This window comes from Azospirillum lipoferum (assembly GCF_024170005.1).
GTDB classification, from domain to species: Bacteria; Pseudomonadota; Alphaproteobacteria; order Azospirillales; family Azospirillaceae; genus Azospirillum; species Azospirillum lipoferum.
Map to the genome: position 1 here is coordinate 223,274 of NZ_JALJXJ010000002.1, position 15,965 is coordinate 239,238.

Annotated in this window: 14 protein-coding genes; 6 read left to right on the forward strand and 8 right to left on the reverse strand. The window is 66.7% G+C overall.

The genetic code is table 11. From position 1 onward, the window contains the following. Window positions 1-35: 35 nt before the first annotated feature. Entirely contained in the window at window positions 36-773 is a 738-nt protein-coding gene (locus J2848_RS04940) for a hypothetical protein (protein WP_149230190.1), read from the reverse strand. Between the two features lie 332 nt (window positions 774-1,105). Here J2848_RS04940 and J2848_RS04945 point away from each other — a divergent pair, with 332 nt between their 5' ends. The 3 genes from J2848_RS04945 to J2848_RS04955 all read left to right on the forward strand — a co-directional run bounded on the left by J2848_RS04945 (window position 1,106) and on the right by J2848_RS04955 (window position 2,599). Then, window positions 1,106-1,918: a DUF2189 domain-containing protein gene (locus J2848_RS04945; RefSeq protein WP_246193706.1), complete on the forward strand. Its 813-nt coding sequence runs from the start codon at window positions 1,106-1,108 to the stop codon at window positions 1,916-1,918. Between the two features lie 98 nt (window positions 1,919-2,016). Then, the gene (locus J2848_RS04950) at window positions 2,017-2,241 is read left to right on the forward strand and encodes a hypothetical protein (protein WP_149230189.1); all 225 of its coding nucleotides are present in this window, start codon (window positions 2,017-2,019) and stop codon (window positions 2,239-2,241) included. A gap of 31 nt (window positions 2,242-2,272) precedes the next feature. Beyond that, window positions 2,273-2,599, forward strand: coding sequence for a type II toxin-antitoxin system RelE/ParE family toxin (locus J2848_RS04955; protein ID WP_211103060.1), 327 nt, complete (start codon window positions 2,273-2,275; stop codon window positions 2,597-2,599). A 132-nt stretch (window positions 2,600-2,731) separates the two neighbouring features. Here J2848_RS04955 and J2848_RS04960 read toward each other — a convergent pair whose 3' ends face one another. Further along, complete coding sequence (locus J2848_RS04960) at window positions 2,732-3,313, reverse strand: hypothetical protein (RefSeq protein ID WP_149230187.1); 582 nt, start codon at window positions 3,311-3,313, stop codon at window positions 2,732-2,734. A 41-nt stretch (window positions 3,314-3,354) separates the two neighbouring features. Beyond that, the gene (locus tag J2848_RS04965; protein WP_149230186.1) at window positions 3,355-4,545 is read right to left on the reverse strand and encodes a vWA domain-containing protein; all 1,191 of its coding nucleotides are present in this window, start codon (window positions 4,543-4,545) and stop codon (window positions 3,355-3,357) included. Window positions 4,546-4,615: 70 nt separating this feature from the next. On the opposite strand from J2848_RS04965, the gene J2848_RS04970 reads away from it, so the two are divergent. Both J2848_RS04970 and ccoG read left to right on the forward strand, forming a co-directional pair. Then, window positions 4,616-5,194 (forward strand): HD domain-containing protein, encoded by a 579-nt coding sequence (locus J2848_RS04970; RefSeq protein WP_149230185.1) that lies wholly within the window; start codon window positions 4,616-4,618, stop codon window positions 5,192-5,194. A gap of 105 nt (window positions 5,195-5,299) precedes the next feature. Then, window positions 5,300-6,817 (forward strand): cytochrome c oxidase accessory protein CcoG, encoded by a 1,518-nt coding sequence (gene ccoG, locus J2848_RS04975; protein WP_149230184.1) that lies wholly within the window; start codon window positions 5,300-5,302, stop codon window positions 6,815-6,817. A gap of 14 nt (window positions 6,818-6,831) precedes the next feature. Here the strand turns inward: ccoG and J2848_RS04980 are convergent, their stop codons facing one another. The 5 genes from J2848_RS04980 to J2848_RS05000 all read right to left on the reverse strand — a co-directional run bounded on the left by J2848_RS04980 (window position 6,832) and on the right by J2848_RS05000 (window position 15,235). Beyond that, the gene (locus J2848_RS04980) at window positions 6,832-7,599 is read right to left on the reverse strand and encodes an ABC transporter ATP-binding protein (protein ID WP_149230183.1); all 768 of its coding nucleotides are present in this window, start codon (window positions 7,597-7,599) and stop codon (window positions 6,832-6,834) included. After that, window positions 7,596-8,675, reverse strand: a complete 1,080-nt coding sequence (locus tag J2848_RS04985) for a FecCD family ABC transporter permease (RefSeq protein ID WP_211103059.1) — start codon at window positions 8,673-8,675, stop codon at window positions 7,596-7,598. The genes J2848_RS04980 and J2848_RS04985 overlap by 4 nt, the downstream gene beginning before the upstream one ends. Continuing rightward, complete coding sequence (locus J2848_RS04990; protein WP_149230182.1) at window positions 8,653-9,753, reverse strand: ABC transporter substrate-binding protein; 1,101 nt, start codon at window positions 9,751-9,753, stop codon at window positions 8,653-8,655. Before J2848_RS04990 ends, J2848_RS04985 begins: the two co-directional genes overlap by 23 nt. Then, entirely contained in the window at window positions 9,753-11,828 is a 2,076-nt protein-coding gene (locus J2848_RS04995) for a TonB-dependent siderophore receptor (protein ID WP_211103058.1), read from the reverse strand. The genes J2848_RS04990 and J2848_RS04995 overlap by 1 nt, the downstream gene beginning before the upstream one ends. A 563-nt stretch (window positions 11,829-12,391) precedes the next feature. Further along, window positions 12,392-15,235, reverse strand: a complete 2,844-nt coding sequence (locus tag J2848_RS05000) for a [protein-PII] uridylyltransferase (protein ID WP_149230180.1) — start codon at window positions 15,233-15,235, stop codon at window positions 12,392-12,394. A gap of 265 nt (window positions 15,236-15,500) precedes the next feature. On the opposite strand from J2848_RS05000, the gene J2848_RS05005 reads away from it, so the two are divergent. Next, window positions 15,501-15,866: a hypothetical protein gene (locus J2848_RS05005; RefSeq protein WP_246193705.1), complete on the forward strand. Its 366-nt coding sequence runs from the start codon at window positions 15,501-15,503 to the stop codon at window positions 15,864-15,866. Window positions 15,867-15,965 lie beyond the last annotated feature (99 nt).

A 15,965-nucleotide genomic window follows, 5' to 3' on the forward strand; every position in this document is an offset into this window, starting at 1 on the left:
CCGTTTTCCGGGCGGCGTTCCACCGTTCATCACCGTCACCGGCGGCGGGGGAAGACCCCCTGCCCGCCCTGGCGCTCCAGCGCCGAGCCGAGATTGGGGTAAGGATCGTCGGGGTTGAAGGTCCAGGGATAGGCGCCCTTCGGCCCCTCCGCCTCCGGCCGGGCGACGATGGCGGCGATCACCTTCGGGTCGGGCGGATTGTACTCGCGGATCGCACCGGGGACGCTGTCGTCGTCAAGACCGGGGAGCGGGGCGGCGGGCTCGGCGGGGGCGGTGGTGGTGGCCGCGGCGGTGGCGGCATCCTGGGGCGCCGGCTGGCTCTGCGCGGGGGCGGCGTGGTTGCGGGCCTGGTCGTCGAAGTCCCTGAACAGGCCGAGCCGCTCGGCCAGCCAGCGCACGGTCGAGGGATCGCCGGAGGAAACCAGCCGCTCGATCTGCTCCGTCACCAGGGCGCGGAGCGAGGCGAGCCGAAGGTCGGATTCCCGGTTCAGCGCCTGCCGCTCCCACCAGACGCGATAGCGGAAAGCCTGCGACCCGTAATAGGCCCGCCACAGCGTGGTGCGGCTGCATCCCATGGCACGGGCGACCTGCTGGAAGGACGCGCCGCGCGCCAGCATGCCGGCGGCCATCACCCACTGTTCCTCGTGGAAGCGCGAACCGGGAACCAGGGAGCCTTCGGGCGGAACCGGCGGCTCCTCGGCCCAGCGGGGGAGGCTGTCGGTGGGGTGGGAGGTGGAGGTGACGGTTTCGGCGGGGTTCAGGCAGTCGGGCATGGGGTGGCTCCGGGGTTTAATATAGGTTGTTATTCCTATATTAAACCCCGGACACTGGCAACAATAGGCTTAACATCCTTGCTCGCTGCGACCGCGACCCGAGGATCTGCACTGTTTCATCCGCTGAAAATGTACGTATACCCATCATTTTTCGTGCCCGGCGGCGACGGTGGGTGTATCCTTCGCCGGACCGTGGCCCGATCCCCCGTTCCCGCCCGGCCGGCGCAGTTCCGCCGCCCCGCCCGTCCGCCGGATCGAGCCGCCCCCGCGACACCGCCGACAGCCCGTCCACGCCCCACCGGGCCGGTCAAGGAAGAGGGAGGAGTCCCGCCATGGCGAACCGCTGGTACATGCCCGATCATAAGGCCCCGCTGGCAGACATGCTGGTGGTGCCCGAGGATGTCCGCATCCGGTCCATCGACACCCTCAGCCTGGGCGAGGCGCTGGCCTTGGGATGGCGCGACTTCCTGGCGGCGCCGACGCAGCTGCTGTTCCTGGGCGTCATCTATCCGCTGGTCGGGCTGGTCGCGGCGCGCATCGCCTATGGCGGCGAGCTGCTGCCGCTGTTCTACCCGCTGGTCGCCGGCCTCGCCTTCGTCGGCCCGCTCGCCGCCGTCGGCATCTACGAACTGAGCCGGCGGCGGGAACGCGGCCAGCCGGTATCCTGGACCAACGCGCTGGACGTCTTCCGGTCGCGGGCGATCTGGTCGATCGCGGCGCTGGGGCTGCTGATGCTGACGCTCTATGTGCTGTGGCTGGGAGCGGCGCAGATCGTCTACGACCACACGCTGGGCCGGCTGGAGCCGGGAAGCGTCGGCGCCTTCGTCCATCTGCTGTTCACCACGCCGGAGGGCTGGCAGATGATCGTGCTGGGCAACGCCGTCGGCCTGGTCTTCGCGCTGGCGACCCTGGCGCTGAGCGTGGTGTCCTTCCCGATGATGCTGGATCGCGAGGTGGACTGGATCATCGCGATGCAGACCTCGGTGCGCGCGGTGATGGCGAACCCCGGCCCGATGATGCTGTGGGGCGTGATCGTGGTGGCGCTGCTGGCGATCGGGTGCCTGCCGGCCTTCGTCGGGCTGGCGATCGTCATGCCGGTGCTGGGGCACGCGACGTGGCACCTGTATCGGCGGGTGGTGGGGTGAGAGGTAGGTGCGGCCATCAGAGAAACGGTGGTGCTCTTCGCCTTTGACGCCTCTAGTCGCCATCTGTAGGATTCGAGGTGGGTTGTTGGAGAGCGGCCATGGGTACCCAGCGAAAGCCGTTGGAGGATCGCAGCGAGAAGAAGGTCGGTGCTGTGCGCATAAGACGCGACAGCGTTACCGGCCGCTTTGCCGTGTCTGCACGCCCTGACACCGAACCCGCTTATAAGGCCGAGACGGTCGAGCGCGTGAAGGCTTTGGCCGATGCTCCAGCGTCCGGAGAGGCTATGGATGGCGAGACCTATCTCCGCTGGTTAAACGGCTGATCCCCTCATGGCGCCACCGTTCGGACCTGTCGTGGCGCGTTTCGAACCAGTCGACGAATTCCAGAGGCTATACCGGCACTACAAAGACGATCACCCTGGGATCGTCGAACCCTTCCACACCTTCGTCCGCTGCAAAATCCAGCGCCCGCCTGCCGACCTGCCGCGCAGCATGCGTGACCATCATCTGACCGGCGACCTCACCGGTTTCCGCGAATGCCATTTGGCGGCGGATATCCTGCTGATCTACACCGATAAGAACAACGTGGTTCGACCACTGCTGATCTGTCAGCACGATGATTTGTATGGTCCGCGCGGGAAGGCGATGAAGAAGCGGATACGGGAGTTCAGCGAACGATAAAAGAGGTAGAGACACAGATTAGCTTAGAGCCTGTTTGAGAATACAGTGAAACAACAAGATGTAGTGGAATTTGTCCTAGATTACCCCCTACATATTGCGCTTCTAACCAATTCTCAAACAAGATTCCAGAAACTAATTGTTGGTCATTCGTTTACCGATATCATTTAAAAGCATAACCGATTCGCAGAAAATAATATTCCGTATATACCTTTTCTTTTCTTCATTACCCAGGGAAGGCAGCCCTTTCCTAACCTCATTTATTGAGCAAATCCTATCAATCCAACTTCTCCTCTCATTAACCTTCAATTCTTCTAAGTAATCAAATACCGTTTTCCCAACATTCAAGATATCATGAGCATAATAATTTCTGAGCACAATCAAAGCTTCAAGAAATTTTATCCTTTCGCCGTTTAGCAACTTTAAGTTTTTGCAAAGAGAGATTTTCCCGCTTTTTCCACCGAGATTGAGACTTACAATGTTATCGTATATTAATTCTGATCCTATTTCCTTAATTATTAATTTTGCCAAACAAACTTCAAACAAACCAACAACCTTAAGAACAAAAGACCAGTCATTATCTTCTGTCAAATCATCACTCAGATCATCAAAAACGCCCTCCGGCAACCCAATTGATACACAAGAAATCCGCGCCACCTCGTGCATTTTTTCGTAAAATCGATATACCTCGAAGGTCAAATTATCAAACTCAATCATTACCATCTCCTTATGTAAACATTGATGATTTCAAAAAAAACTCACCTCCCCAACTCCCGCATAGCCCCGTCCAACCCCTCCAGCGTCAGGGGGAACATCCGCCCGCCCATCAGGCGCTGGAGCAGGCGGGTGCTTTCCGTGTAGTCCCAATATTGCGGCGGGGTCGGGTTCAGCCACACCGCCTTGGCGTAGACCGACAGCAGGCGCTGCATCCACACCTGCCCGGCCTCCTCGTTCCAGTGCTCGACGCTGCCGCCGGGATAGACGATCTCGTAGGGGCTCATGGCGGCGTCGCCCACGAAGACCAGCTTGTAGTCGGCGGGATAGGTGTGCAGCACGTCCCAGGTGGAGAGGCGCTCGGTATGGCGGCGGGCGTTGTCGCGCCAGACGCCCTCATAGACGCAGTTGTGGAAGTAGAAGTGCTCCAGGTGCTTGAACTCGCTGCGCGCGGCGGAGAACAGCTCCTCGACGAGGCGGATGTGGTCGTCCATCGAACCGCCGATGTCGAGGAACAGCAGCACCTTGATCGTGTTGTGCCGCTCCGGGACCATCTTCAGGTCGAGCCAGCCGGCGTTGTTGGCGGTGGCGCGGATGGTGCCGGGCAGGTCCAGTTCGCTGGCGGCCCCGCTTCGCGCGAACTTGCGCAGGCGGCGCAGGGCCACCTTGATGTTGCGGGTGCCGATCTCCACCCGGTCGTCGAGGTTCCTGAACTCGCGGCGGTCCCACACCTTGACGGCGCGGCGGTGGCGGCTCTCGTGCTGGCCGATGCGCACGCCCTCCGGGTTGTAGCCGTAGGCGCCGAAGGGCGAGGTGCCGGCGGTGCCGATCCATTTCGAGCCGCCCTGGTGCCGGCCCTTCTGCTCGGCCAGACGCTGGGCCAGCGTCTCCATCAGCTTGTCCCAGCCGCCGAGCGCCTGGACCTGCGCCTTCTCCTCGTCGGTCAGGAAACGTTCGGCCAGCTTGCGCAGCCACTCCTCCGGCAGGTCGGTGACGGGGACTTCGTCGGCTGCGGCGGCCTCGTCGGTCAGGCCCTTGAAGGTGGCGCCGAAGACGCGGTCGAAGCGGTCGAGGTTGCGTTCGTCCTTAACCAAGCATGCACGACTGAGATAATAGAAATCCTCGACGCGGAAGGACGCGGTGCCCTGCTTCATGGCCTCCATGAGCGTCAGGTACTCCGTCAGCGAGACGGGGACGCCGGCCTTGCGCAGATCGAAGAAGAATGACGTGAACATGGGCGCGGTCCTTCGCTTGGGAGTCTCCCCGGGGCGGAGGATAATGCAATGCCCCAGCCGAGAGAACAGCATGACCTTGCCGAACGCTTCCTTGCCGGGTGCTCCCCTCCTCGATTTCGCGCGGGCGCTGGATTTCGCCGCGCACAAGCACATCGACCAGCGCCGCAAGGGCGTGCGCGCCGAACCCTACGTCAACCACCTGTCGGAGGTCGCCCTGCTGGTGGCGGAGGCGACGGCGGGCAAGGACCCGGTGGTGGTGATCGCGGCGCTGCTGCACGACACGCTGGAGGACACCGACGCCAGCTATGAGGAGATCGAGCAGCTGTTCGGCACCGAGGTGGTGCAGGTCGTCGCCGAGACCACCGACGACAAGCGCATGTCGAAGGCCGAGCGCAAGCAGCACCAGATCGACGCCGCGCCGCACGCCTCGACGCGGGCGAAGCTGGTGAAGCTGGCCGACAAGGTGTCGAACCTGCGCTCGATGGCGCACAGCCCGCCCGCCGACTGGCCGCTGTCGCGCAAGGTCGAGTATTTCGAATGGGCTCATGCGGTGGTCGCCGGCCTGCGCGGCATCGACGCCCGGCTGGAGGCGCTGTTCGACCGCGCCTATCACGACGGGCTGGCGGAGCTGCGCGGGCAGGCGGTGTAATCCTCCACGGATTGACATCGCGCAATGCGGCTCCATCACGGAAGTCTTATGGAGAAGGGACGACGCTGACGCCACCCGTGCCGCTGACGGCCGAGGAAAGATGCCATGTCCCTTCCGCAAGAAGACACCACCCTCACCCGCCGCCCTGCCCCGGCCGCCCAACCGGCCGCTTCGTCCCATGCCGAGCCGCATGAGGAGCCGGGACGCCACTGGTTCATCAACCGGCCCAAGGTCTATGCCGCCGATGTCAGGGGCCGCTTCCGGCAGATCAAATGGGCGGCGCTGGTCGTCCTGCTGGCGATCTACTACGTCACGCCGTGGCTTCGCTGGGAACGCGGGCCGGGGATTCCGGATCAGGCGGTGCTGATCGACATGGTCGGGCGCCGCGCCTACTTCCTGTGGATCGAGATCTGGCCGCAGGAGGTCTATTACCTGACCGGCCTCCTGATCCTCGGCGCCTTCGGCATCTTCTTCGCCACCACGCTGGCCGGGCGCATCTGGTGCGGCTATGCCTGCCCGCAGACGGTGTGGACCGACCTGTTCATGTGGGTGGAGCGCAGGATCGAAGGCCCCCGCACCACCCGCATCCGGCTGGACAAGGCGCCGATGACCGGGGCGAAGCTGGCGCGCAAGACGGCCAAGCATGCGGCGTGGCTGGCGATCTCGCTGCTGACCGGCGGGGCCTGGGTGTTCTACTTCAACGACGCGCCGACGCTGATGAACGAGCTGCTGCATGGGGAGATCACCAGCGGCGTCGCGACCTTCATCGCGCTGTTCAGCTTCACGACCTACTTCTTCGCCGGCTGGGCGCGCGAGCAGATCTGCATCTATGTCTGCCCGTGGCGCAGCTTCCAGTCGGCGATGGTCGACGAGGACACCTTCCTCGTCACCTATGAGGACTGGCGCGGCGAGGGGCGCGGGCCGCTGCGCAAGTCGCAGAGCTGGGACGAGCGGCAGGCGGCGGGGCTGGGCGACTGCATCGACTGCAAGCAGTGTGTCCATGTCTGCCCGACCGGCACCGACATCCGCGAGGGCCAGCAGATCTCCTGCATCGGTTGCGGCCTGTGCGTCGATGCCTGCAACGACGTGATGCGGCAGATCGGCCGGCCGCTCGACCTCGTGCGCTTCGACACGCAGTCGAACCAGATCGCCAAGATCGACGGCAAGCCGGAGCGGGTGAAGCTGGTCCGGCCGCGCACGGTGATCTATTCGCTGATCATGCTGGTGGTGGTCTGCGCCATGGGCATCGCGCTGCTGCTGCGGCCGACGCTGGACGTCAGCGTGCTGCGCGACCGGGCGCCGCTGTTCGTGACGCTGTCCGACGGGTCGGTGCAGAACGCCTACACCATCAAGGTGCTGAACAAGACGCACATCGCCCGCAGCTATGCCGTGACGTTCGAGGGGCTGGGGAACGCGCATCTGTCGGTGGCTGGCGATGAGGCCGCCGGCAGCGGCGGCAGCCTGACGCTGACGGCGGAGGCGGATTCGGTGGCGACCTTCCGGGTGTTCGTGAGGGTGCCGGCGGCGGCGGTGAAGTCGGGATCGACGGACGTCGCGGTGATCGCCAGGGATCGGGCGAGCGGCGAGGCCGGCCGGCACGCCAGCGTGTTCATGGCACCCTGATCATGGCGTCCTGATCATGGCGCCGTGACGCCGTCCGCCGGCAGGAAGACCGGGACGACCGCCTCGACCTGTCCGGCGACACGGGTGCGGTGGATGGGGATGCCGTAGAGCCGGGCGAGGTTGGCCTCGGTCATGACGGCATCCGCCGCCCCGTGCAGATGCTCCTCCACTCCCATCATAAGGAGGGCTTCGTCGGCGACGCACAGCGCATGCTGGGGCAGATGGGTGCTGAACAGGATGGCGTGCCGCCCGTCGCGGCGCAGACGCTCGATGACCGACAGCAGCAGCGCCTGATTGGCGAGGTCCAGAGCGGATGCCGGTTCGTCGAGGATCAGCAGGTCGGCACCCGTCACCAGGGCGCGCGCCAGCATCACGATCTGCCGCTCGCCGCCCGACAGGCGGCTGAAGGGACGCTCGGCGAAGCGCAGGCCGTCGACCTGGGCCAGCGCCTCTTCCGCGGCGCGATAGTCGGCGCGGTTCGGCGCGCCGAACAGGCCGATCCGCCGCGCCCGCCCCATCACCACCACGTCGATGCAGCGGTAGGGCACCGTGTCGCCGATCGACTGCGAGACATAGCCGATGGCGGCCGGCGCGCGGCGGCGACCCTCGGCCAGCGGCAGCAGCCCGGCGAGGGCGCGGATCAGCGTGGTCTTGCCGCGGCCGTTGGGACCGAGCACGGCGAGGCAGCGGCCGGCCGACAAAGCGAGGTCGAGATGGCGGAAGATCCACCGCTCGCCGCGCCGCACCCCGGCATCCTCCAGCCTGATCTCCAGCCCGGTCATTCGCCCATCTCCTGCTTCTGCCGGCGCCGCAGCAGCAGCGCGAAGATCGGGGCGCCGACGATGGCGGTCAGCACGCCGAGCGGGATTTCCGCCGTGGTCGCCGTGCGGGCGATGGTGTCGATCAGCAGCAGATAGGCCCCGCCCATCAGTGCCGAGGCCGGGATCAGGATGCGGTGGTCGGACCCGACCAGCAGCCGGGCGAAATGCGGAACCACCAGCCCGACCCAGCCGATCACCCCGGAGAAGGCCACCACCGTCGCCTCGACCAGCGCCACCGCGGCGAAGATCAGCCAGCGGTCGCGCTCCACCCGGACGCCCAGCATGCGGGCATCGTCCTCGCCCAGCGACAGCAGGTTGATGCGGAAGCGCATCGCCCAGATCGCCAGCAGGCCGGCCAGGATCACCGGCACCGCCAGCAGGGTCTGGCGCCAGCCGGCGGCGGCGAAGCTGCCCATCAGCCAGAAGACGATGGCGGGCAGCGAACTGTCGGGGTCGGCGACGAACTGCGCCATCGACACCAGCGCGCTGAACAGCGCCGACACCACGACGCCGGTCAGCACCACGGTGACGACGCCGCTGCGCCCGTCGATGCGGGCGAGCAGCCCGACCAGCAGCAGGGCGGCGCAGCCGGCGAGGAAGGACAGCCCGACCAGCCCGGCCCCCGACAGGCCGAGCAGGATCGCCACCGCCCCGCCGAGCGAGGCGCCCGACGACACGCCGAGGATGTGCGGCGACACCAGCGGATTGCGGAAGACACCCTGCAAGGCGGCACCGCACAGGGCCAGCCCGGCACCACAGGCCGCCGCCATCAGCACGCGCGGCAGGCGGACGAGCAGGACGATGCGTTCCTGGAGCGAACTCCAGTCCGCCTCCAGCCCGCCGGGCAGCAGCTGCGCCGCGACGATGCGCAGCGCCGTGACCGGCGGGATGGAGAGGCGGCCGGCACACAGCGCCACCAGCATCATCGCCAGCAGACCGGCCGCCATCCCCGCCAGCAGCCAGGGCCGGCCGGGCATGGATGCGGCAGAGGCGGAAGCTGCGCCGGAACCGGCATCAGGGGCCGACGATGCGGTCATAGTTCAGCGCCCCTCTGTTGACGTCGGCCAGCAGCAGCCGGTCGATCTCGGCGTCGGTCGGCTCACCGCCATAGACCAGCCCGATGCCGCGCCGCACCTCGGCCCGCAGGTCGTAACCGTTGGCGACGGGGTGGAACAGCTTGGCCAGCCACAGCCAGAACAGCGGGTTCTCGGCGTTCGGCGGTTCCCAGCGGAAGGCGCCGACCGGCACCTTGTAGACCCGCCCCGCCTTCGCCGCGGCGGTGCCGGACAGCAGCGGGTCGTTGCGGATGTCGGCCGGCTGCAAATCGCGGTCGGCGCTGTTCAGCAGGATCACCTCAGGATCCCAGATCATGATCTGCTCGGCGGTGACGGTGATCGAGCCGCTGCGCTCGGCGGCAAGGTTGCGGCCGCCGGCCGCGGCGATGGCGAAATCGGTCGGCGTGTTCTGCCCGGTCACCACCAGATGGCCGGCGAGCCTGGACAGGAACAGCACCGTCGGCTTCTTGCCTGCGGTTCCGTCGGGGCGGCGGATGCGCGCCAGCACCTCGTCCCGCCAGCCGATCAGGGCCTCGGCCCGTTCGGGATGCCCGGTCAGATCGGCCATCAGGCGGATGTTGCGGCGGGTGGTCTCCTCGTCGCCATAAACGACCAGCGCGGTCTTCAGCCCGGCCTCGGCCAGCGGCGAGACGATTTGCGGTCCCAGCTCGCCCCGTTGCAGAACGAGGTCGGGCTCCAGGGCGGCGATGGCCTCGACATTCGGCATGAAGGCCGACTTGCCGGCGCTGAGCAGCGAGGCGGGAAGCCGGTTCAGCCGGGGAAACAGCCGGCCGAGCAGGCCGCCCTTCGCCACCTCGCCCACCGTCTGGTGCATGCCGACCAGCCGGTCGGCCGAGCGGTCGGCGGCGATCACCGTCGGGGCGGAGGGGGCGGGAAGCGCCACGATGCGTTCCGCCGGCTTCGGCAGGACGATTGCGTTGCCGGCGAGGTCGGTGGTGCGGATCTCCGCCGCCCCACTCTCCGCCGCTCTGGCCGGGCCGGGCGACAGGGCCAGCAATAAAACGGCGGTGGCCAGGGAGGATGGCGGGATGAAGCGCATCAGAAGCTGACCCGGGTCTGGAACACCGCCTGCAACGGTTCGCCGATGGCGACGCCGAGGTTGTTGACCGCCGAGGTGTAGTAGGTCTTGTCGAAGATGTTCTTGACGTTGACCTGGAAGGTGACCGGCGTGCCATGGACATCGGTGTCGTAGGCGGCGAAGGCGTCGGCGACGACGTAGGACGGCAGGTAGAAGCTGTTGGCGGCGTCGCCGGCACGCTTGCCGGCATAACGGGCGCCGCCGCCGACGCGGAGCGCGGTGCTGCCGAGCACCGGCCCGAGATCATGGGTGACGAACAGCGAGGCGGTGCTGCGGGCGACGTTGGCCAGACGGTTGCCCTGGTAGAGCGGATCCTTGGTCACCTGGGCGTCGAGCAGGCTGTAGCTGCCGATGATGCTCCAGCCCGGCGCCACCTCGCCGGCGACGTCCAGTTCGAAGCCGCGCGAGCGCACGGCGCCGGCGGTGCGGTTGACGGTCAGGCCGTTGACCACCTCCGAATAGAGCACATTGCGCTTGCGCAGGTCGAACAGGGCGGCGGTGGCGGTCAGGCCGCGGGCGAGTTCCACCTTGGCGCCGACCTCGTAGGCGTCGCCCTCCTCCGGCGGCAGGGCGCCGAGATAGCTGGAGATCGAGGAGTTCGGGCGGAAGCTCTGGCTCCAACTGGCATAGACCGACGCGTCGGGCGTCACCTTGTAGACGACGCCGGCGCGGGGCACGAGCTTGCCGTCCTGCACGTCGGTGTTGGCGCGGAAGGGCCGCCCGCGGCCGGCATACTGGTCGTAATATTGGTAGCGCAGGCCGCCCAGCACGATCCAGCGGTCGCCCAACTCCACCGAATCCTGGGCGTAGACCGAGGAGGTCTCCAGCCGTTCGGTCTGGTCGCTGTCGGTCGCCACCACGTTGCGGCTGACCGGGAGACGGCCGTAGACCGGCCGGTAGATGTTGAAGGCGGTGGAGGTCGGGCCGCGGATCAGGTCGGTGCGCAGCGTGTCGCTGTAATCATAGGAGGCGCCGAACAGAAGCTGGTGGCGCAGGCCGGCGAAAGTCACCTTGCCGGCGAGGTCGGCACGGACCGCATGGACATCGACATTGGAATCCTGCGTGGCGTCGGCGCGCCGGGTCAGCACCCCGGTGCGGGCGTTGTAGGCGGTGACGCGCGCCTGATCGTCCTTGTACCAGTTGTGGCTGTAGGCGTAGTTGGCGCTGACGGTCCAGTCGGAATCGATCTTGTGGCTGATGCCGATGCGGGCGAGATGGGTGAAGCCGCTGGTGACGTTGTAGGGCTCGTCGAAGCGTTCCCGCCGCGACACCGGCAGCGCCTTGCCGGTCGCGGTGTCGAAGATGGTGCCGCGGTCGAAGGGCACCTGATAGCGGGTGTATTCGTAACCGAGCGTGACCGTGGTGTCCTCGCCGTACCAGGCGAGGGACGGGGCGACGGTCTTCTGCCGGATGCGCCCGAAATTGCGCCAGTAGGCGGTGTCCTGGATGTCGCCGACGAAGCGGTAGGCGAGGTTGGAGCCGGCGGTCAGCGGTCCGGTGACGTCGAGCTGTCCGCCGCCGCCGCCGAAGCTGCTGCCCCAGGCCTGGGCTTCGCCGCGCTGCGTCAGTTCGGGCATCTTGCTGACGACATTCACCATCCCGCCGGGATCGAGGATGCCGTAGAGCATCGAGGCCGGGCCCTTGAGGACCTCGACGCGGTCGGCCCCAGCGGTGAAGCTGCGCGGCATCGCCGTCCGCAGGCCGTCGCGCATGGTGGAGCCGTCGCGGTTGTCGCCGAAGCCGCGCTTCATGAAGGCGTCCTGGGTGCCGCCCAGCGTGTTGCCCTGGGTGATGCCGCTGACATTGGCCAGCGCCTCGTCGAGCGTGCGGGCGGCCTGATCCTTGAGGACGGGGGCGGCCACCACGCTGACCGCCTGCGGCACGTCGAGCAGCGGCGTGTCGGTTCCGGTGGCGAGCGACGTGCGCTTGGGCTGGTAGCCGACGGTCGGGGCACCCTGACCGATCAAGGTGATCGGACCGAGTTCCAGTGCGGTTCCGCTTTTTTCGGGAGCGGTCTCTTCGGCATGGGCCGTCACGGCGCCCGCGGACGCAATGGTCGCACAGGCGATGCACGCGATTAGTTTCCTGGACTCCACGCGACGACCCTTCCCCGTCTCTGCCGAAAAACGGGAACCGCAGAGTGCAGTCTGATCGAGTGCAGTCCGATGGAGCGCAGTCTATGGACTTGGCCGCAGGGCCTTCCGTGATTCCCTTCGAATGCGAATAAACCGAAATGGGTAGAACATGCAAATGATTATTATTATCGTCGTTTGATGCACCAACGAACCACCCGGTCCGCCCGGCAGGAGGTCCGGGACTTCGGTGATCTTCACGCCAATTCAGGCTTGCGGGAGTGGAGTGTTGTTCAGGGAATCGCCCTATGGCTGGGGATCATCCCCGAAAGCGCAGGAGCGCCAACTTGCAGGAGTCTGCCCGTTTCCCAATGGGCGGGCACCTCTTTTGGCGTCATCCCCGCGAAGGCGGGGATCCAGGCTGACTCCTTGGTTCTGCTTGGGAAACACTGGATCCCCGCCTCCGCGGGGATGACGGTCGATAAGGGATGCGCTTGGCTTCGACCCTGCAAGTCAGCGCCTGCGGCTCACCCCCCCGCCACCTTCGTCCGTGTCCGCTTCACCGTCGTGGGCGGCGGGGCGTCGCCGGTGGGGTCGTCGAGCGCGCTCAGCAGGCGTTCCTTGATCTTCGCCAGCTTGCCCTCATGCGTCACCTTCAGGCCGAAGACGTCCTTCACATAGAAGACGTCGATCGCCTTCTCGCCGAAGGTGGAGACCTTGGCCGAGCTGATCTGCAGGGTCAGGTTCGACAGGGCGCGGGTCAAATCGTAGAGCAGTCCCGGACGGTCACGGCCGTTCACCTCGATCACCGTGTGGGTGGTGGAGGCGTTGTTGTCGATCAGCACGCGCGGCGGCACATGGAAGACGCGGGTGCGGCTGGCCTGGGTGGTGCGGCGGGTCGACAGGTCGTTCAGCGGCTTCAACTGGCCGGACAGCACCTTCTCGATCATCACCGACAGCTTGGCCAGCTTGTCGCCGCTCTCGAAGGCACCGCCGCCGGCGGCGTCCTGCACCGAGAAGACGTCGAGCGCCATGCCGTTGGTCATGGTGAAGATGCGGGCGTCGACGATGTCCGCCCCGCAGGCCGCCAGCGCCCCGGCGAGGCGGGAGAACAGGCCGCTGTGGTCGGTGGCGTAGATCGTCACCTCCGTCACCGCCCGGCCGCGGTCGACGCGGGTCTCCACCGTCAGCGGACGCTGCGCCCGCTCCGCCTCGCGGACGACGCGGGCCTGATGGGCCAGCGTGTCGGCGTCGAAGGCCAGCCAGTAGCCGGGATATCCCAGGCCCTTGTGATGCTCGAAGGCCGCGTCGTCGAAGTCGGTCAGTTCGGCGCGCAGGGCCGCCTGGGCGGCCTGGATGCGCCGGCCGCGGCCCTCCACCGTCATGCCGCCGGACATCAGCTCTTCGGAGCGGTTGTAGAGTTCGCGCAGCAGCGTGGCCTTCCAGTTGTTCCAGCGCTGCGGGCCCACCGCGCGGATGTCGGCCACCGTCAGCACCAGCAGCAGGCGCAGGCGTTCGGGCGACTGGACCAGGGCCACGAAGTCGCGGACGGTCTTGTCGTCCTCCAGGTCGCGCTTGAAGGCGGTGTGCGACATGGCGAGGTGCCAGCGCACCAGCCACGCCACCGTTTCCGTCTCCTCGGCACTCAGGCCCAGGCGCGGGCAGAGCTTTTCCGCCACGCGGGCACCGAGCACGGAATGGTCGCCGCCGCGGCCCTTGGCGATGTCGTGCAGCAGGACGGCGACATAGAGCGCCCGCTTCGACACCACCTTGTGGATCACCTCGGTGGACAGCGGCAGTTCGTCGGCATGCTCGCGGGACGCGATCTTGTGCAGGATGCCCAGCGCGAACAGCGTGTGCTCGTCCACCGTGTAGACATGGTACATGTCATACTGCATCTGCGCCACGACCCGGCCGAAGTCGGGGATGAAGCGGGCCATCACCCCGGCCTCGTTCATCCGGCGCAGGGTGATCTCCGGATCCTTGGGACCGGTCAGGATGTCGAGGAAGAGGCGGTTGGCCTCGGGATCGTTGCGCAGCTTCGGACCGATGGCGGACAGCGACCGGGTGATGGAGCGGAGTGCGGCCGGGTGGATGTCGATGTCGTTCATCTGCGCGGTGTGGAACAGGCGGATCATGTCGATCGGCTGTTCCTTGAACTGCTTGTCGCTGCGGGCGTTCAGCCGCTCGCCGTCGACGATGAAGCCGTCGACATCCTTGCGCCGGGCGACCGAGGCCAGACGCAGCAGGTTGAACTTGGGCGGACGCTTCGATTCCGCTTCCAGCGCCGCGCAGAAGATGCGCGTCAGGTCGCCGACATCCTTGGCGACCAGGAAGTAATGCTTCATGAAGCGCTCGACGCCCTTGGTGCCGGCATGGTCGGTGTAGCCCATGGCGGCGCCGATGCTGGTCTGGACGTCGAAGGTCAGGCGGTCTTCCAGCCGGCCGGTCAGGTAATGCAGGTGGCAGCGCGCGGTCCACAGGAAGTTCTGCGCCTTGGCGAAGCGCTGCGCCTCCTCCGGCGTCAGGACGTGCTTGCCGACCAGTTCGTCGACGCCCTCGACCCGGTAGAGATACTTGGCGATCCAGAACAGGGTCTGGAGATCGCGCAGGCCCCCCTTGCCGTCCTTCAGGTTGGGTTCCAGCACATAGCGGCTGTCGCCCATCTTCAGGTGGCGGTTGTCGCGTTCGGCCAGCTTGGCCTCGACGAATTCGGGGCCGGTGCCGGCGACGACCTCCTTGTCGTAGCGGCGGCGCAGCTCGGCGAACAGCTTGCCCGGACCCCAGAGATAGCGGGATTCGAGGATCGCGGTGCGGATGGTGACGTCGGCCTTGGACTGGCGGATGCACTCGTCGACGCTGCGCACGGCATGGCCGACCTTCAGCCCCAGATCCCACAGGATGTAGAGCATGTATTCGACCACCTGCTCCACCCGCGGCGTGCGCTTGTAGGGCAGCAGGAACAAGAGGTCGATGTCGGAAAAGGGCGCCAGCTCGCCACGGCCGTAGCCGCCGGTGGCCGCCACGTCGAACACCTCGCCGGAGGTCGGGTTGGCGGTGGGGAAGATGTGGCGGACGGTGAAGTCGGCCAGCGTGCCGACCACCCGGTCGGCGAGATAGCAGTTCTCCCGCACGCACTGCTCGCCCGAGCCACCGGCGTCGAAGCGCTGCCGCACCTCCGCCCGGCCCTCGGCCAGCGCCTTGCGCAGACAGGCGATCAGCGCCGGCCGCAGCTTGTCGCCGGTGCCGAGTTCGGCGACCAGATCCTCAAGCTCCCCCGAGAGCTTGCGGCGGGAGATGATGGCGCGCTTGTTGGGGATGGCGGGGGCGGGCGACTCTGGCGGGGGCGACGCCTTGGAACGGGACAGCATCGGTCGGGGGAAACCTTCGCTTTAGGGGCGGCTACTGGGACGGCTACTGGGGCGGCATGGTGGACGCTTTCGGGCGATCGGGCCGGCCGCAACGGTCGCACTATAGCGGTAAAGCCTTCAGGTAGCACGCCCGCACTGGAAAACCAGGGGCCGGTCCCGTGCTTGTGGCCCCTGCTTATGCCTCCGGTTGTGACCGCCGTCACAGCGGCACCGATATTGCGTAGTCAAACTGGTCTTGTGTTGAGCGTAATACGGGAGACGGGCCATGACGGACCGGACGATGATTGGGCGGACGATCACGGAGCGCACGGCGAAGGAGCCTTCCCTGAAGGCGCGGCGGGAGCTGGCGGCGTTGAACGACGCGCTGACGCTGGCCGAACGCGGGCTGGGGCGGCAGACGACGGCGGCGCTGATGGCGCGGCTGCTGCGGGTGGCGGCGATGTATCCGCGCGCGGTCGACGACACGCTGATGTGGCAGGTGACCGACCTCGTCACCGGCGACGACGTGTCGGACGGGGTGAAGCTGACGCTGATCCGCATGGGGTGGGCGTCCATCGTCCAGGCCCAGTACAAGGTGCAGGGATTGCGGATGGTCGCCGCCCCAAAGCTCCGGCAGGCCGCCGCGGCCTGAGGTGACGGGGCCGGATGTTACGGCATAGGACCGGCAGGATCGAACCGGCAGAAGCTGCCCGGCGGCAGGATTCGCCGCCTCGATCAATGCCTCAAGCTG